Below are 18,519 nucleotides of genomic sequence, written 5' to 3'. Positions count from 1 at the left end.
ATGTTCACTTCTGTAACCCTTCAAGATTGGGAAAATTTAGTAAAAAAACAGTTGAAAACTGATGATATTTACGCCATTCTTTCTAAAGAAAATTTAGAAGGAATTACTGTAAAACCTTATTATGATAAATCGTCCGAAAATATAAAAAATCTACCAAGAGTAGAAGAATCTATGCATTTAGTTGCTAAGTATCAAGAAGGATTAGAAGATGATGCTTATGCTTTTTTGCTCCATAATAATGTGGAAAATCTAACAGAAAAATCACTTTTTATAGCCAATAAAGATTTAGCAGAACATATTAGATTATCTTCTGAAAACAAATATTTTTCTTTGATTGATGTTTTCGAAAACAATGAAATCAACAAACAATTAGTAGAAGAATTACTGTCTAAAAACTTTAAAAGAAACATCTGTGTTGATGCAAGTTTATATCAAAATGCAGGCGCTTCTATCACTCAGCAATTAGCTTTTGCACTAGGAAAAGCGAAAGATTTAGCAGAAGTTTTTGGAGCTGAAATTTTAGATAAATTGGTTTTTAAATTTGCAGTGGGAGCTAATTATTTCTTTGAAATAGGAAAAATCAGAGCCTTTAAACTCCTTTTTAATCAACTTTCAAAAGAATTTAATTTAGATTTAATTCCTTATATTTTCACAGAAACTTCTTTGAGAAATAAAGCTAAAAATGATGAAGAAAACAATCTTATTCGTTCTACTTTAGAAATTGCAGCTGCTATGATTGCTGGTTCTGACGCAGTTTTTGCGAATGATTTCAAAGTTCAAAACTCTACCGAACTTTCAGAAGAAATTTCTTTTAAACAGCAAGTTGTTTTGGCTTACGAAAGTATTATTAATGTTTTTGAAGACGCAGCCAACGGAAGTTATTACGTAGAAGAGATTACTCAGCAATTTGCACAAAACGCTTGGAAATTATTTTTAGAACTCGAAAATTCTGGCGGTTTTGTAGAAAATTTCAAATCTGGAAAAATCGCAGAAATGATTTACAATCAAGCGATTGCAGAACAAAATTGGGTAGAAGAAGGCAAAATAAAACTAATCGGAGTAAATCTTTATCCGAAATTAGAAAAAACAAAATCTGTAGAACAACTATACAATTCCAAAGAAATAAAAGCGGTGAGATTGGCCGAAATGTTTGAGTAAAGTCGGAAGTCAGAAGACGGAAGTCGGAAGTTTTACTTGGTTATAATTAAGACGTTTTGTGTTTTTGATTGAAATATTTTTGATTAATTTCTTATTCAAAAAATTAACCATTAAGTTTGTCATTCCGTAGGAATCTAAACAATGAAAATTTTAAAAACTTTATCAATAATTTTTTTATTAATCCTTGTTTCTTGTGGAATAAGAAATTATGATTATTATAAATTTTCAAAATTAGAAAAGAAAGGTTTCAAATTAAAAATAGACTCTAAAGATTATAGTTTATCAAATACGATTCTTGATAAAAAAAATATTTACGACATTAAAATTGATAAGAGAAATAAATTAGTAGTTATTAAAACTATTCAAAATCCAGATTTTGTATACTTGAAATCAATTACAGATTCTATAAATGATAAAGATTTGAATGTTGCAGTAATGTTTGGATTACCCTTTATGAAAGATGATTTTGACAAAGTTTTAATTGAAAAAAGTGCAATTGATTCATTGAATTTTATAAAAGTCGTTGCAGTTCCTACTTCTTGCAATAACAGCAAAGCATTAATTATAAAAATCAAACAATAATCCGTGAAATCTGTGGGAAATAAAATACAACAATACATCAATGCAAATCTAAACACTGATTTGCATTCTTTGTTATTGAAAAAATCTCCTTTTCCAGAGGTTTCTATGCAAGAATTGGTTCAGCAAATTAAAGGCAGAAAAGTAGCAGAGAAAAAGTTTCCTTTTCTGAACCAAGATAATGTAATTTTTCCTCCAAATCTTAATTTAGAACAATCTTCATCACAAGATACTGCAGAATTTAAAGCACAGTTTTTCAAAGGCAAAAAGTTTCTCGATTTAACTTGTGGTTTCGGAATTGATGCTTATTTTTTAAGTCAAAATTTTGAAGAAATAACTCTGATAGAGCAGAATACAGAACTTTTGGAAGTGGTAAAACACAATTGGGAAGTTCTTGGTAGAAAAGCGAATTTCATCAATCAAAAACTAGAAAAATTTTTAGAAATTAATTCAGAAAAATTTGATTTAATATACCTAGATCCTGCAAGAAGAGACAACAATAATAGAAAAGTTTTTCTTTTGGAAGATTTATCACCAAATATTATTGAAATTCAAAAAAAATTGAGTGAAATTTCTGATGAAATTTTAATAAAACTGTCTCCGTTGATTGATTTACAACATTTGGTTTCTTCACTCGAAAATATTTCTAAAATTTGGATTATTGCTGTGAAAAATGAAGTGAAAGAAGTTTTAATTCATATCAAAAAAACAAATGAACAAACTGAGATTTCTTGTGTGAATCTTCAAACTTCTGAATCTCAATTTAACTTTACATTAAATACTGAAAAGAATTGTAAATCAGAATTTTCAGTTCCAGAGAAATATATTTTTATTCCAAATAATTCGGTACTGAAATCTGGTGCTTTTAATTTGGTTTCAGAGAAATTTAGTTTAAAAAAATTACATCAAAATACTCATATCTATACTTCAGAAAAATTGATAGAAAATTTCCCTGGAAGGATTTTTGAGGCAGAAGAAATTAATCCTAAAGAAATAAAAAAGGGTGAAAAATTTAATATTATTACCAAGAATTACCCTTTAAAACCTGAAGAAATCAAGAAAAAATATAAAATAAAAGATGGTGGCCAATACTATCTTATTTTCTCACAATCTATCCAAAACAAGCACATTTTAAAAGCTAAATTGTTATAAATAATTAGAAGTGAGATATTTTGAGAAAAAACCTCAAAAAACTTTGTTGTAATTTGTAATATTTCCTATTTTTGAAAAAATTTAAAAACGAAAAAAATTAGATATGAAAAAATTAGTTTTTGCTATCGCTACAGTTTCAGTATTAGTTTCTTGCGGTCTGCCAGAAGGTGGTAACAAAGGTGTTGTAAAACAAACAGAAGATGTGGTAAGATATGATGATGTAAATGCAGAAGCTCCAACTTATAAAGAAAAAACTGATTCTGCTTCTTTAAAAACTGCTGCACCAGTAGAAGTTAAAAAAGACAGTACAGCTCATCAATAATAAAAAATCAACCAAATAATATGAATGTCTTGCAATTGCGAGACATTTTTTATATTTACTAAAAATTAAAGACAATGTCTGATACTCAAAATTACATTCAAGAAAACAAAGAAAGATTTTTAGAAGAATTAAAAGATTTACTAAGAATAGCTTCTATTTCTGCCGATCCGGCTTACAAAAATGAGGTATTAAATTGCGCAGAAGCCGTAGCCAAACATTTGAAAAATGCTGGAGCAGATAATGTAGAAATCTGTGAAACCAAAGGTTATCCTGTGGTTTTTGGTGAAAAATTAATTGACAAAAATTTGCCAACGGTTTTAGTTTATGGTCATTACGATGTGCAACCAGCCGACCCTTTAGAATTGTGGGAAAGTGGCCCTTTCGAACCAGTAGTGAAAACTACAGCACTTCATCCAGAAGGAGCAATTTTTGCAAGAGGCAGTGCTGATGATAAAGGACAATTCTTCATGCATGTAAAAGCATTCGAAGCAATGATGAAGACCAATTCTCTACCTTGTAATATAAAATTTATTATAGAAGGTGAAGAAGAAGTAGGCTCTGTAAGTTTGGCAGGATTTTTAGAAGAAAATAAAGAAAAATTAGCTTGTGATGTTATATTAATTTCTGATACCCACATATATTCTAATGAACAACCTACGGTTACTACAGGTCTTCGGGGTTTGAGTTATGTGGAAGTAGAAGTAGAAGGCCCAAATAGAGATTTGCATTCTGGTTTGTATGGTGGTGCTGTCCCTAATCCTATCAATGTTTTGGCAGAAATGATTGCTAAGCTTCACGATGAAGATGGAAAAATTACGATTGAAGGATTCTATGATAATGTAGAAATAGTTTCTGCGGAAGACAGAGTAGAAATGAATAAACTGAAAGACAATCCAGAAGAATTCAAAAAATCTATCGGTTTAAGTGGAGTAGAAGGCGAAACTGGCTACACAACTCTAGAAAGAACTTCGATAAGGCCGACTTTGGATTGTAACGGAATTTGGGGAGGCTACATTGGCGAAGGTGCTAAAACGGTAATTCCGAGTAAAGCTTTTGCTAAAATTTCGATGAGATTGGTTCCTTATCAAACAGATGAAGAAATCACAGAAAAATTCACAAAATATTTTGAAAAAATTGCTCCAGCTTCAGTTAAAGTAAATGTAAAACCACATCACGGTGGAATGCCTTACGTTTTACCAAGCAATACCAAAGAATTTTTGGCAGCTAAAAAAGCTATGGAAAAAGCATTCGGAAAAGAAGTTTTACCGTACAGAAGTGGCGGAAGTATCCCAATTACTTCTTTGTTTGAAAAAATACTAGGAGCAAAATCAGTTTTAATGGGATTCGGACTAGATTCTGATGCGATACATTCGCCAAATGAACACTACGGATTATTCAATTTCTACAAAGGCATAGAAAGCATCCCATATTTCTTTGAATTTTATGTAAAGTAAACATCAAAAATATCAATTTCAAAAGCTCTAATTTTTATTAGGGCTTTTGTTTTTTTAGTCTATTTTTTTGAAAATCATTTTTAACTAAAATTTTTCGTGAAAAATATCAATCAAAATATCAGATTAATCCACTCCGAAAAACCTAATATTTGTCATGTATAGATTGAAAAAGCCTTTATTTATGGACTTTATTTGTATATTTATGCATTAAATAACAATATTTTTTTAATATTATGCATGCATAGTACTTTTTTATTTATATTAGCAACCAACAGATAAAAAATCTCAATCATATGAAAATATTAGTTTGTATTAGTAGTGTACCAGATACTACTTCTAAAATTAACTTTACCGCAGATAAATCTGCTTTTGACAAAACCGGAATTCAATGGGTAATTAATCCTTTAGATGAATTTGCGCTTACAAAAGCTGTAAAATTACAAGAATCACAAGGTGCTTCAGTTACCATCGTTACGGTTGGAGATGCAGGTGCAGAAGCTGTAATGAGAAAAGCATTGGCAATTGGTGCAAATGACGCTGTAAGAATTAATACAGAACCAAAAGATAGCTTAACCGTTGCGAAAGAAATTGCAAAAGTAGCTCAAGAAGGTGGTTATGATTTAATTCTTTGCGGAAAAGAATCATTAGATTACAATGGCGGTGCTGTTCCTGCAATGTTAGCTCAACTACTTAATCAGCCTTTTATAAACGCTTCTGTAGGACTAGAAGTCAACGGTTCTGAAGCTACTGTAGTTAGAGAAATAGAAGGTGGCAAAGAGACGGTTTCAGTGAAACTTCCTGCTGTAATTGCCGGACAAAAAGGTTTGGTTGAAGAAAAAGACCTCATTATTCCTAATATGAGAGGTATTATGACAGCCAGAACAAAAACTCTTACCGTGAAAGAACCTTCTGAAACAGACGTAAAAGTAAAAGCAGTTTCTTTTGATAGTGTACCTGCAAGAGCACAAGTAAAATTGGTTTCTGCGGATAATCTAGATGAATTGGTAAGATTACTTCACGAAGAAGCAAAAGTTATTTAACAAATTATTAATCTGTTTGAAATTTGAAATTTGAATTTTTAAAAATCTCAAATCTTAAATCTCAAATCTCAAATCTTTATAAATTATGTCAATTTTTGTATATACAGAAAATATAAACGGTAGTTATAAGAAAGCTGCTTTCGAAGCGGTTTCTTATGCCAAAGCAGTTGCAGATCAATCTGGAACAGATGTAGTAGCTGTAAGCATCAATCCTGCAGATAGTGCAGAGAATTTATATAAATATGGAGCTTCTAAAGTGATTTCTCTTAAAAGTGAAGCGCTAAAAAACTTTAATGCAAAAGCTTATGCAGAAGCACTTTCTTCGGTGGTAGATGGTGTGGTTGTTTTACCACATTCTACTGAAGCAAGCTCTATTGCACCAATGCTTGCAGTGACTAAAAATGCTGCATTAATCACCAATGCAGTAGCATCTCCAGAAAGTGTTTCTCCATTTCAAGTAAAGAGAAAAGCATTCTCTGGTAAAGCTTTTATGTTAGCTGAAGCGGCAGGAAATCAAGTGATTATTACTGTTTCTCAAAACTCTTTCGGAGTTAAAGAAAATCAAATTTCAGGAACTGAAGAAACGAAAGAGGTTTCTTTTTCTGCTGATGGAATTACAGTGGTAAGCCAGGAAAAAACTTCAGGAAAATTAGATTTAAAAGAAGCCGAAATTGTAGTTTCTGCTGGTAGAGGAATGAAAGGGCCAGAAAACTGGGGAATGGTAGAAGATTTGGCCAATACTTTAGGTGCAGCTACAGCTTGTTCTAAACCAGTTTCTGATATTGGATGGAGACCTCACAGCGAACACGTAGGACAAACTGGTAAGGCTATAGCTCCTAATTTGTATGTAGCAGTGGGAATTTCTGGTGCTATTCAACATTTAGCTGGTGTTAATTCTTCTAAAACCATTGTTGTAATTAATAATGATGCAGAAGCGCCTTTCTTTAAATCAGCAGATTATGGAGTAGTAGGAGATGCTTTCCAAATTATTCCTGCATTAACGGAAAAGATTAAAGCATTAAAAGGACATTAGCAAAATGTTTTAAATAATTAAAAATCTGGGAATTTTTTCTCAGATTTTTTTGTGTGGTTTATCGTCATCGAAAAATCGTTGGTTATTAAAAAATTACATTTAAGCAAAAATTTGACATTAAAGAAAACTTTTTGTGAAATAAATCATCATTTTTAGATAAGAAAATTTCAAATTTCAAATTTCAAATATTAAATTTGATTTATATTTGTAGTCATGGATTATAAAAAATTAATCATACGCGGAATTTCTTACAGTCAGACTCAATCAGGAGCTTATGCACTGTTATTAGAACATGAAGAAACATCAGTTAAATTGCCTGTAGTTATTGGTAATTTCGAAGCACAATCTATCTCTCTAGGTTTAGAAAAAGATTTGAGACCTCCAAGACCACTTACTCACGATTTATTTTCAAAATTTGTAAATTCTACTCATTATACCTTAGAATCTGTTATTATTTACCAAATAATAGATGGTGTTTTCTTTTCTAATCTAAATTTTAAAAATAGAGATAACGGAGAAGAACTTATTTTAGATGCAAGAACATCAGACGCTGTAGCTATGGCAGTAAGGTTTGATGCGCCAATTTACACCACAGAACAGGTACTAAATGAGGCTGGAATATTACTAGATATTGACCAAAACAATGAACCTTCATCATCAGAAATTCCTGCCGACACTGATGAAGCATCGGATTTAAAAAAACTATCAATAGAAGAATTAAATTCTTTGTTAGAAGGTGCAGTAAAAGAAGAAGACTATGACCTAGCCATGCAAATTCAAGAAGAACTTAACAGAAGAAATAAAAAAATAGATTAAAAAAAATGCTATTTTTTCAATAATTAAAAAAAGAAATATGAATATTAAATTAAGATTGACAATGCTTAGTTTTTTCCAATTTTTTGTTTGGGGAGCTTGGCTTATCACCATTGCTAATTATTGGTTTGGAACTAAACATTGGGATGGAACAAAGTTTGGAGCAGTTTTTAGTACCATGGGAATAGCATCTGTATTTATGCCTACTATTACAGGAATTATAGCAGATAGATGGATGAATGCAGAAAAAATTTATGGTATTTTACATATTTTGTATGCTGGAGTTTTGTTTTACTTGCCACAAGTAACATCTCCTGAAAATTTCTTTTTGGTAATGTTAATTGCAATGATTTTCTATATGCCAACTATTGCTTTGGCAAATTCTATTTCTTATACATTATTGAAAGACCATCATTATGATGTCGTTAAAGATTTTCCACCCATTAGAGTTTGGGGAACAGTCGGGTTTATTGCAGCAATGTGGATTACCAATTTATCAGGTAACAAAGCTTCAGAATATCAGTTTTATATCGCAGGTGTAGCAGCAATTATTTTAGGTTTATATTCTTTCGGATTGCCAGCTTGTAAACCACAAAAGTTAATTTCTAAAGATGCTTCTTTAGTTGAAATTTTAGGTTTAAATGCGTTTAAACTTTTCGGAAATCATAAAATGGCATTGTTCTTTATTTTTTCGATGTTTTTAGGTGGTGCATTGCAGTTGACTAACGCTTATGGAGATGTATTTTTAAGTGAATTTGAAAATTTCCCAAAATTTGCAGACTCTTTTGTAGTTAAATATTCTACAATTATCATGTCTATATCGCAAGTTTCAGAAACTTTATTTATTCTAGCGATACCTTTCTTCCTTAGAAAATATGGCATTAAGAAAGTAATGCTAATGAGTATGTTTGCTTGGGTAATTAGATTCGGGTTTTTCTCTATTGGTAATCCAGATGGATTTGGATTAATTTTAATCATACTTTCCAATATTGTTTATGGTATGGCATTCGATTTTTTCAATATTTCTGGTTCTTTATTCGTAGAAACAAACACAAATTCTAAAATCAGATCATCTGCACAAGGCTTATTTATGATGATGACTAATGGTTTTGGTGCAATTATAGGCAGTGTTACGGCGGGTTGGGCTATTGATAAATATTTCACTCAAAAATTCACAACAGTAGATGGTTTAGCAGGATTTTTAGACACTACAACAAGCAATTCTAAACTTCTAGAATTTATTACTAAACAAGGTTCTTCAGTGCTTAATGGAAATCTTACACAAGAAATTTCAATGAAAGATTGGCCACATATTTGGTTAGCTTTTGCTGCATACGCTTTAGTTATTGCAATTTTATTCGCAATAATGTTCAAGCACAAGCACAATCCAAAAGAATTAGGAGAAGTAAGTCATTAATTCTTAAAAATCATACAAAAACACACTTTTTTCGAGTGTGTTTTTTTTGTATTTTGGCAGAACAATAAACAATAATTCAAACACACTGTTAACCTTTTGGTTATAAGTAAATAAAGTATTACCCTATGAAAGAAGTATTCATCGTTTCAGCAGTTAGAACACCAATGGGAAGTTTTTTAGGAAGTCTTTCCTCTGTTCCTGCGCCTAAATTAGGAGCAACTGCTATCAAAGGTGCGTTAGAAAAAATCAATTTAGACCCTAAATTAGTTCAAGAAGTTTACATGGGAAACGTCTTGCAAGCCGGCGAAGGACAAGCGCCAGCTCGTCAAGCTGCACTTTTTGCAGGGCTTTCTAATGAAACACCTTCTACTACTATCAATAAAGTTTGTGCTTCTGGCATGAAAGCTGTAATGATGGCGGCACAATCTATAAAATCTGGTGACCAAGAAATTATTGTAGCAGGTGGAATGGAAAACATGAGCCAAGTCCCACATTACTACAACGCTAGAAATGCCACGAAATTAGGCGATGTAAAAATGCAAGACGGTATGTTGGTAGACGGTCTTACAGACGTTTATAACAAAGTTCACATGGGAGTTTGTGCAGAAAAATGTGCTGCAGAATATCAGTTTTCTAGAGAAGACCAAGATAATTTTGCTATTCAATCTTACAAAAGAAGTGCAGATGCTTGGAAAGCAGGAAAATTCAAAGAAGAAATAGTTCCTGTAGAAATACCACAAAGAAAAGGTGAGCCAATAATCTTTGCAGAAGACGAAGAATATAAATCTGTAAATTTTGACAGAATAGGAAGTTTACCGACTGTTTTTCAAAAAGAAAACGGAACTGTAACTGCAGCTAATGCTTCTACGCTTAATGATGGAGCTTCTGCTTTGGTCTTAATGTCAAAAGAAAAAATGGAAGAATTAGGCTTAAAACCTTTAGCAAAAATAGTATCTTATGCAGATGCAGCTCACGAACCAGAATGGTTTACTACAGCACCTGCAAAAGCATTACCTATTGCACTTAAAAAAGCCAATTTAGATATTTCTGACATTGATTTTTTTGAATTCAACGAAGCATTTTCTGTAGTAGGATTGGCTAATAATAAAATCCTGGGCTTAGACGATTCTAAAGTTAATGTAAATGGTGGTGCAGTTTCCCTTGGGCATCCTCTAGGTAGTTCTGGCTCAAGAATTATTGTTACTTTAATTAACGTTCTTAAGCAAAACAATGGTAAATACGGAGCTGCAGCAATCTGTAATGGAGGTGGTGGCGCAAGTGCAATTGTGATTGAAAATCTTTAACAAATATTAAATTTTATAAATTAACCATTAAGATTTTTTTATTTTTATATTATTATCTTAATGGTTTTTTTATTTTTGTCTCTTGAATTCTAGTTTGATAAAAAAGAATGAAACCAACAACAATTAAAAATAACCCCAAAATCATGAAAGCTTGGGCTTTCTATGATTGGGCAAACTCTGTTTATTCACTGGTAATTACTTCTACCATTTTTCCTATTTACTATTCTATTATTACTACTGCTTACGAAAAAAATGAATACGTAGCAGAAACTGGTAAATGGATAAAAGTACCCGTGAGAAATGTAATTAATCTTTTTGGTAAAGAATTTCAACCTGATGCAATTTATGGATATTCTCTCACCATATCTTTTTTAATTGTGGTTTTATTGTCGCCCATTTTATCTTCTTTAGCAGATACTATTGGAAATAAAAAATCATTTTTACAGTTTTTTGCATATTTAGGAGCTACATCTTGTATGGGATTAGCGATGTTTGTAAATATGAATACTGTCTTTCTAGGACTTTTATTTAGTATTACAGCAAGTGTAGGATTCTGGGGAAGTCTCGTTTTTTATAACTCCTTCTTGCCAGATATTGCCACACCAGACAAACAAGATGCTCTTTCGGCCAAAGGTTATGTGTATGGTTACATTGGTTCTGTAATCTTAGTCATAATTTGTCTAATTCTGATTATGTTTGTAGCACAAACTCCTAAACAAGGACTTATTTTGACCAGAGTAAGTTTCCTGTTGACAGGAGCTTGGTGGTTTGGGTTTTCACAATATACATTTAGACATCTTCCAAAATTTGGCGAAGTAAAAGATCAATTACCAAAAGATCTAGTTCTTTTAAATCTCAAAAACATTTTTAAAAGTCATAAATGCAATGGAGGTTTTTTTGAAGTACTAAAAGACAATATTTTGTTTTATAAAGAAATTATTAAAGAGAGTTTTAAAGAACTTTATAAAGTTGGAAATGAATTGTTTAGAACAGATAATTTAAAGTCGTTTTTAACAAGTTTCTTTTTCTATAGTGTAGGGATGCAAACTATCTTTTTAATGGCAACACTATTCGGGAAAAGTGAAATTAATTTACCACAAGACAAGTTAATAATGACTCTTCTTCTTATACAAATAGAAGCAATTATTGGCGCAATTTTCTTCTCAAAACTTTCTAAAAAAATAGGAAATAAAAACGTAATCAGTATCGCAATTATTTTATGGATTTTTGCTTGTTTATCAGCATATTTTCTTAAAAGTGACAATCCGAATGTAGAATATCAATTTTATGGTGTAGCCGCTGTTGTAGGCCTTGTAATGGGCGGTATACAAGCAATGTCTCGTTCAACATATAGTAAATTACTTCCAAAAGATTCTATGGATAATACAACTTATTTTAGTTTTTATGACGTTTTAGAAAAATTGGCCATCATACTCGGGACTTTCATTTTTGCAGTATTAATTGATAATTATAATGACATTAGAATTTTCTTTCTCGAAGATTTTTCTATGAAATTACCAACCACTTCAGGCATGAGATTCGCTTCACTTTCTATGTCGCTTTTCTTTTTTGTAGGCCTTATTTTCATAAGATTTTTGAAAGAAGAAAAAAAAGATTAATTTCAAAAAATAGTTATAAATAACATAAAGAACTTACAACATTGTAAGTTCTTTTTTTATAATGAATTAATAATCTGATGAAGTTTTTCAAAGAATAATTCTGTATTTTTGTAAGTCTTGAATTTTTTGAAGAGATTGACATTATGAGTACAGAAAAAGAATACATCGAAATATACGGAGCCAGAGAACACAATCTGAAAAATATCAATGTAAAAATCCCTAGAAATGAATTAGTTACCATTACTGGACTTTCTGGTTCTGGGAAATCTTCTCTAGCTTTTGATACTATTTTTGCAGAAGGACAACGCCGTTATATCGAAACTTTTTCGGCTTATGCTCGTCAGTTTTTAGGCGGTTTAGAACGCCCTGATGTTGATAAAATCGAAGGGCTTTCTCCTGTAATCGCCATAGAGCAAAAAACCACCAACAAAAATCCTCGTTCTACAGTAGGAACTGTTACAGAATTATATGATTTTCTGCGTTTGCTTTTTGCCAGAGTTTCAGATGCTTATTCATTAGAAACGGGCGAAAAAATGGTAAGTTATACCGAAGAACAAATTCTAGAAACCATCAAAGAAAATTACAAAGGCGAAAAAGTGTTGCTTCTAGCTCCAGTTGTGCGTTCTAGAAAAGGACATTACCACGAACTTTTTGTACAATTGGCGAAAAAAGGATATTCTCAAGCAAGAATTGATGGAGAATTGCAAGATATTGAATATGATTTAAAGCTTGATAGATATAAAACTCACGACATAGAAGTAGTGATTGATAGATGGATAATCGGTGAAAATGCTACAGAATCTAGAATGCCAAAATCTCTGAAAACCGCTTTGCAAATGGGAGATGGAGTAGTGATGGTACAAAAATTTGGCTCGAATGATTTTCAATATTTTTCTAAAAATTTAATGGATGCCGAAACTGGAAACGCATTGCCAATTCCAGAACCGAATACTTTTTCTTTCAATTCTCCGAAAGGAAGTTGCCCTACTTGTAAAGGTTTGGGAACGATTAAGAAAATCAACGAAGAATATTTGGTAGAAAACCCTAATTTCTCTATTAATCAAGGCGCTTTATTACCTCTCGAAATTCTGAAAGGTAACAAGTGGCTTTTAACTCAAATCAAAAATATTTTAGAAATTTTCGGATTGGGATTGAATACTTCTTTTAACGAAATTCCTCGTGAAGCCATTGATTATATTTATTATGGCTGCCAAAAAGAATTTACCGCAGATTTGAAATATGCAGGGATTTCCAAGAAAATAAAAATAAATTTTGAAGGGTTAATTCCTTATTTAAGTCAATTGATTGATGACAAAGAAAACTACGATGCAGTAGTACTTGAAAGACAATTTACCACCGAAGAAACTTGCCCAGAATGTAACGGAGCAAGACTTCAAAAAAGCAGTTTAGCTTTTAAAATTGATGGAAAAAACATTGCTGAAATTAATGCATTGAGTTTATTAGATTTAAAAGATTGGCTAAAAGAAATTGCTCCGAAATTTTCAGAAAAAAATAAAATCATTGCCCACGAAATTCTGAAAGAAATTGAAACCAGATTGCAGTTTCTTTTGGATGTTGGTTTAGATTATTTGAGTTTGAGCAGAAGCTCTAAAACGCTTTCTGGTGGCGAATCACAAAGAATTCGTCTCGCTACACAAATAGGTTCTCAATTGGTAAATGTTTTGTATATTTTAGATGAACCTTCCATTGGTTTGCACCAAAGAGATAATGAAAGATTGATAAATTCTCTCAAAAATCTGCGTGATATTGGCAACTCGGTTTTGGTGGTAGAACACGACAAAGATATGATTCTGGAAGCTGATTATGTTCTAGATATCGGACCAAGAGCTGGAAAACACGGTGGCGAAATTCTTTGGCAAGGTGAACCCAAAGATTTAATAAAGGCTAATACGATTACCGCAGATTATTTAACGGGCAAAAAATCTATAGAAATCCCAAAACAAAGACGAAAAGGAAACGGAAAATTTCTAAAATTAAAAGGTGCAACTGGAAATAACCTAAAAAACGTAAACCTCGAAATTCCGCTTGGAAAATTAGTAGTAGTAACAGGTATTTCGGGAAGTGGAAAATCTTCTCTAATTAACGGAACTTTGTACCCCATTCTCAACAAACATTTTTACAGAGCAGTTCAGGAACCTTTGCCTTACAAAAAATTTGAAGGCATCGAAAATATTGACAAAATTGTAGATGTAGATCAAACGCCAATTGGTAGAACACCACGCTCTAATCCAGCAACTTACACCGGAATGTTCACCGACATTAGAAATCTTTTTGCAGAATTGCCAGAATCTAAAATCCGTGGTTACAAAGCGGGGAGATTTTCTTTCAATGTAAAAGGTGGAAGATGCGAAACGTGTCAAGGTGGCGGTTTAAAAGTCATAGAAATGAACTTTTTACCAGACGTTTATGTGCATTGCGAAACCTGCAACGGAAAACGTTTTAACCGAGAAACTCTAGAAGTTCGCTACAAAGGAAAATCTATTTCTGATGTTTTGGAAATGACGATTGACGAAGCTGTAGATTTCTTCCAACCGATTCCTAAAATTTATGCAAAAGTGAAGACTTTGCAAGACGTTGGTTTGGGTTATATTACCCTTGGTCAACAATCTACAACGCTTTCTGGAGGAGAAGCGCAACGTATAAAACTGGCAACCGAACTCGCCAAAAAACAAACAGGAAATACGCTTTATATTCTTGACGAACCAACAACAGGTTTGCATTTTGAAGATGTAAAAATCTTGATGGAAGCCATTAATCAATTGGTAGAATTGGGCAATTCTTTTATTATTATTGAACATAATTTAGATGTGATAAAATTAGCAGACCATATTATAGATATTGGTTTGGAAGGCGGAAAAAACGGTGGCGAAATCATCGCAACAGGAACTCCAGAAGAAATTATAAAATCTAAAAAATCTTTGACGGCGAAATTTTTGAAGAAGGAAATGGAATAATAAACTTTAATTAAAACTAATAACAACAATGAGCATTTGGAAAGAATTTTTGCGAGATAAAAAATTTGAAATAAAAGATGATTATGGCATCTTTTTACACGAGTTTAAAACGCCAATGTTTTTTTCTACAGAAAAAGATCTATTAACATATTTAGATGATACTGACCTAAAGGAAATTTTGTTCATAAAGTTTAAAGATGACGATAATTTTAAACTTTTTGGTTCAGAGAAAAGGCATCAAAAAATCATTAATTCTACCCAAAAGAAAAAAAATATAAAATCTATTTTATGGACTATTGTTGTATTGGTTGGTATTTTAGCTTATCAAAAATATTTCAAAAATAATGAAGATCCCAGAGATTTTAAACTTTGGATATTAATTGCTTCCATTGTACCAATAATTAATTTTGGTTTTGAATATTTCAATTACAAAAAAAATAACTTAGAAAATTTTGATAATTTTATAAATAATTCAATTTTTGTCTTTTGGCTGAATAAATCTTATAAAGCTAATTTAGCTTATATTTTACCTGTAATTCTTTCAATTTGTTTCGGATTCAAAGAAATTTTAGAATTAGGAAAATCTACAAAGTACAATTTAATTAATGATTGGGCCTTAATTAAATCTCAAGTTATTCTCGGAGAATATTATAGAATAGTTAGCAATTTATTTGTTCATTCTAATATGCTACATATAAGTGCAGTAGCAGGAGCTTTATTATTTCTTTCTAAACTTTTTTTAAGATTTTACAGTATTTATTTTTTAATAATCATATTTTTAATCACAGGAATCGTTGGGAGCTTCACAAGTATGATTTTACTTCCCGATGATATTTCTTATGGAGCTTCTAGCTCAGTTTTGGGGATTTTAGGATTTTTAATTTCATTTATATTAAAATTTAACAATATTATTCCCAAAAATTTCATCAATGAAATGTTAACTTCTAGTATTTTGTTTATTATATTTTTAGGAATTGTGGGCTTTACTTATATCGACAATGTTGCTAATTTAGGTGGCTTTGTTGCAGGATTATTATTGGGTGCTACTCTTGATAATAGAAATTCAGTGGAAGCAAAAATTAAAGAATCGTTTTTAAAAATTAAAATTTAAACCAAATGCCACTACTTTTTTCCTACGGAACATTACAATTAGAACAAGTGCAATTAGAAACTTTTGGCAGATTGCTGAAAGGCGAAAAAGATACTCTAGAAGGTTATAAATTAACGATGATAGAAATTACCGACGCTGAAGTTTTAAGAAAAAGTAACCAGCAATTTCATCCGATAATTAGTTTTTCTGGTAATGAAAATGATTATGTAGAAGGTGTACTTTTTGAAGTGACAGAAGAAGAAATCTTACAAGCTGATAAATACGAAGTAGATAATTATAAAAGAGTAGAAGTGACTTTTAAATCAGGAAAAAATGGATATATTTACATTGGAAAATAAAAATCTATGAATCCTTTTTTAGATATTACACTTCGTTCTCTTGCGGTTTACCTTTTTATGATCCTCGGATTGAGAATTTTTGGGAAAAACCAACTTTCGCAGTTGAATGCAGGAGATATTATTCTGCTTTTATTGATTTCTAATGCCGTTCAAAATGCAATGGTAGGTCAAGATACTTCTTTGCAAGGCGGTTTGGTTGCAGCGTTGGTATTATTTTTGGCTAATTTCGGATTAAAAAAATTGATGTTTAAGAATCCAAAAATCAAAGAGTTAATAGAAGCTGATCCTATTATTTTAGTAAACGACGGAATTCTAAACAAAAACGCTCTCAACAAAAGCGAAATTACAATAGATGAATTAGAGGAATCTGTGCGTGAACACGGTGTAGAAAACATTTCAGATGTGAAATTGGCGATTTTAGAAGTTGATGGAAATATAAGTGTAATTTCTTTTGATAAAAATAATCAGACTAATTTTACGAGACATAAAAAGAAAAAAAATATCCGTAGAAAACTTTAGATTTCTAGTAAAACTCTTCAACCATAAAAAAATGAACTACGAATTAAGAGAAATGCTGCCAGAAGATGGAGCTCAGGTTTTACAAATTTTCGAAGAAGGAATTGCAGGTGGTAATGCAACTTTTGACAGAGAAGTTCCTACTTGGGAATATTGGGATAAAAACCATTTTAGTACCTGTAGATTTGTAGCAGAAGATGATAATAATAATGTGGTAGCATGGGCAGCTCTGAAACCTGTGAGCAACAGAGAATGCTTCAGTGGAGTAGCAGAAGTGAGTATTTATATTACCAATTCTGCTCAAGGTAAAGGATTGGGTAAAGTTTTACTTCAAAAATTAATCATAGAAAGCGAAAAAAATGGTTTTTGGATGCTACAATCAGGAATTTTTCCAGAAAATATTGCCAGTATAAAAGTACACGAAGCTTTAGGTTTCAGAACTGTAGGTTATCGAGAAAAAATCGGCCAAATGAACGGCGTTTGGCGAGATATTATCTTAATGGAAAGAAGAAGTAAAAGCGTTTAATTTTGACCAAAAACGAATTAAATTTAATATTCGTATTTTTGCAAAAAATTTAGACTATGCCTTTAAAAGCCGTACTTTTTGATATGGATGGAGTAATTGTAGATACGGAACCTCTTCACCGAAAAGCATATTTTCAAACTTTCGAAGATTTAAATATCAGTGTTTCAGAAGAATTTTACACCTCTCTTACCGGAACTTCCACCAAAAAAGCGACGAGCATGATTAAAGAAGAGTACCAATTAGAGGTTACTTCTGAGGAAATTACAGCTCTAAAAAGAAAATATTTTAAACATTTTTTTGATACAGACCCAGATTTTAATCTACTTCCAGGTGTTAGAGAATTGATAATCAATTACTACGAAAATGGAATTAAATTAGTTTTAGCATCGTCTGCTAGTATGAATACCATCAATTGGGTTTTTGAAAAATTTGATATTGGTAAATACTTTATGGGTAAAATAAGTGGGGCAGACCTAGAGGAATCTAAACCCAATCCCGAAATCTTCATAAAAGCTGCCGAAATAGCTGATGAGCCTAGCGAAAATTGTCTTGTGATTGAAGATTCTACCAACGGAATTTTGGCGGCACAACGTGCTGGTATTTTTTGTGCAGCTTATAAAAGTGAACACTCTAAAATGCAAAAATATGATTTAGCAAAAATAATCATTGCCAACTTTTCTGAATTAGAACCTCAAAAAATCGAAAAATATTTTAAATAAAAAGCCAACAAAATACTAGATTGTGTGTTATATTCCCTTCACTACTTTTCTGTTGAGATAATTGGTATAATCTGGTACTTCTGCCTCGTATTCTGAATGCATAAAGGGAGAAGAAATAATAAAATCTGCTGTTGCAGCATCACAAGCCATTGGGATATTCCAAACGACACAAAGTCTTAAAAGCGCCTTCACGTCACTATCATGTGGCTGTGCTTCCATAGGATCCCAAAAGAAAATTACAATATCTATTTCGCCCTCTGCAATCATAGAACCCAACTGTTGGTCACCACCAAGTGGCCCACTCATTACTCTTTTTACATTGACACCTAGAAAATCTGAAATTAATTTCCCAGTAGTTCCTGTTGCTATTAATTGATGCTGAGAAAGTATATCTTTATGCTTTTTCACCCAACTCAATAATTAATCTTTTTTGTGATCGTGGG

18 protein-coding genes are annotated in these 18,519 nt (G+C 31.6%); 17 read left to right on the top strand and 1 reads right to left on the bottom strand.

Going from position 1 to position 18,519, the window contains the following annotated elements; translation table 11 throughout:
• The 17 genes from IEW40_RS01885 (at position 1) to IEW40_RS01805 (ending at position 18,076) form a co-directional block, all read left to right on the top strand.
• Entirely contained in the window at positions 1-1,158 is a 1,158-nt protein-coding gene (locus IEW40_RS01885) for a methylmalonyl-CoA mutase family protein (protein WP_188616380.1), read from the top strand.
• Between the two features lie 141 nt (positions 1,159-1,299).
• Positions 1,300-1,740: a hypothetical protein gene (locus IEW40_RS01880; protein ID WP_188616379.1), complete on the top strand. Its 441-nt coding sequence runs from the start codon at positions 1,300-1,302 to the stop codon at positions 1,738-1,740.
• 12 nt (positions 1,741-1,752) lie between these two features.
• Entirely contained in the window at positions 1,753-2,889 is a 1,137-nt protein-coding gene (locus tag IEW40_RS01875) for a THUMP-like domain-containing protein (RefSeq protein WP_373283760.1), read from the top strand.
• Positions 2,890-2,992: 103 nt separating this feature from the next.
• Complete coding sequence (locus tag IEW40_RS01870; RefSeq protein ID WP_188616377.1) at positions 2,993-3,211, top strand: hypothetical protein; 219 nt, start codon at positions 2,993-2,995, stop codon at positions 3,209-3,211.
• 74 nt (positions 3,212-3,285) lie between these two features.
• On the top strand, positions 3,286-4,665 hold the full coding sequence (locus tag IEW40_RS01865; RefSeq protein WP_188616376.1) for a dipeptidase: 1,380 nt from the start codon (positions 3,286-3,288) through the stop codon (positions 4,663-4,665).
• A gap of 293 nt (positions 4,666-4,958) precedes the next feature.
• Positions 4,959-5,705, top strand: coding sequence for an electron transfer flavoprotein subunit beta/FixA family protein (locus tag IEW40_RS01860; protein ID WP_188616375.1), 747 nt, complete (start codon positions 4,959-4,961; stop codon positions 5,703-5,705).
• A gap of 85 nt (positions 5,706-5,790) precedes the next feature.
• Positions 5,791-6,738 carry an electron transfer flavoprotein subunit alpha/FixB family protein gene (locus tag IEW40_RS01855; RefSeq protein WP_188616374.1) on the top strand — a complete coding sequence of 316 codons (948 nt, stop codon included), beginning with the start codon at positions 5,791-5,793 and terminating at the stop codon, positions 6,736-6,738.
• Between the two features lie 213 nt (positions 6,739-6,951).
• Positions 6,952-7,554, top strand: coding sequence for a bifunctional nuclease family protein (locus IEW40_RS01850; RefSeq protein WP_188616373.1), 603 nt, complete (start codon positions 6,952-6,954; stop codon positions 7,552-7,554).
• A 37-nt stretch (positions 7,555-7,591) separates the two neighbouring features.
• On the top strand, positions 7,592-8,968 hold the full coding sequence (locus IEW40_RS01845) for a nucleoside permease (protein ID WP_188616372.1): 1,377 nt from the start codon (positions 7,592-7,594) through the stop codon (positions 8,966-8,968).
• 125 nt (positions 8,969-9,093) lie between these two features.
• Complete coding sequence (locus IEW40_RS01840) at positions 9,094-10,272, top strand: acetyl-CoA C-acyltransferase (protein ID WP_188616371.1); 1,179 nt, start codon at positions 9,094-9,096, stop codon at positions 10,270-10,272.
• A gap of 107 nt (positions 10,273-10,379) precedes the next feature.
• Positions 10,380-11,891 (top strand): MFS transporter, encoded by a 1,512-nt coding sequence (locus IEW40_RS01835; RefSeq protein ID WP_188616370.1) that lies wholly within the window; start codon positions 10,380-10,382, stop codon positions 11,889-11,891.
• Between the two features lie 143 nt (positions 11,892-12,034).
• Positions 12,035-14,866: an excinuclease ABC subunit UvrA gene (gene uvrA / locus IEW40_RS01830; protein WP_188616369.1), complete on the top strand. Its 2,832-nt coding sequence runs from the start codon at positions 12,035-12,037 to the stop codon at positions 14,864-14,866.
• Positions 14,867-14,894: 28 nt separating this feature from the next.
• On the top strand, positions 14,895-15,977 hold the full coding sequence (locus IEW40_RS01825; RefSeq protein ID WP_188616368.1) for a rhomboid family intramembrane serine protease: 1,083 nt from the start codon (positions 14,895-14,897) through the stop codon (positions 15,975-15,977).
• Positions 15,978-15,982: 5 nt separating this feature from the next.
• On the top strand, positions 15,983-16,315 hold the full coding sequence (locus tag IEW40_RS01820; protein ID WP_188616367.1) for a gamma-glutamylcyclotransferase family protein: 333 nt from the start codon (positions 15,983-15,985) through the stop codon (positions 16,313-16,315).
• A gap of 6 nt (positions 16,316-16,321) precedes the next feature.
• On the top strand, positions 16,322-16,834 hold the full coding sequence (locus IEW40_RS01815; protein WP_188616366.1) for a DUF421 domain-containing protein: 513 nt from the start codon (positions 16,322-16,324) through the stop codon (positions 16,832-16,834).
• Positions 16,835-16,865: 31 nt separating this feature from the next.
• Positions 16,866-17,357 carry a GNAT family N-acetyltransferase gene (locus IEW40_RS01810; protein WP_188616365.1) on the top strand — a complete coding sequence of 164 codons (492 nt, stop codon included), beginning with the start codon at positions 16,866-16,868 and terminating at the stop codon, positions 17,355-17,357.
• A 56-nt stretch (positions 17,358-17,413) separates the two neighbouring features.
• On the top strand, positions 17,414-18,076 hold the full coding sequence (locus IEW40_RS01805) for an HAD family hydrolase (protein ID WP_188616364.1): 663 nt from the start codon (positions 17,414-17,416) through the stop codon (positions 18,074-18,076).
• Positions 18,077-18,103: 27 nt separating this feature from the next.
• Here IEW40_RS01805 and IEW40_RS01800 read toward each other — a convergent pair whose 3' ends face one another.
• On the bottom strand, positions 18,104-18,484 hold the full coding sequence (locus tag IEW40_RS01800) for a methylglyoxal synthase (protein WP_229663368.1): 381 nt from the start codon (positions 18,482-18,484) through the stop codon (positions 18,104-18,106).
• Positions 18,485-18,519: the final 35 nt, after the last annotated feature.

The organism is Cloacibacterium rupense (assembly GCF_014645495.1).
GTDB classification, from domain to species: Bacteria; Bacteroidota; Bacteroidia; order Flavobacteriales; family Weeksellaceae; genus Cloacibacterium; species Cloacibacterium rupense.
The sequence above is the reverse complement of the archived record's forward strand: the minus strand, read 5'-3'. Positions and strand labels throughout refer to the sequence as shown.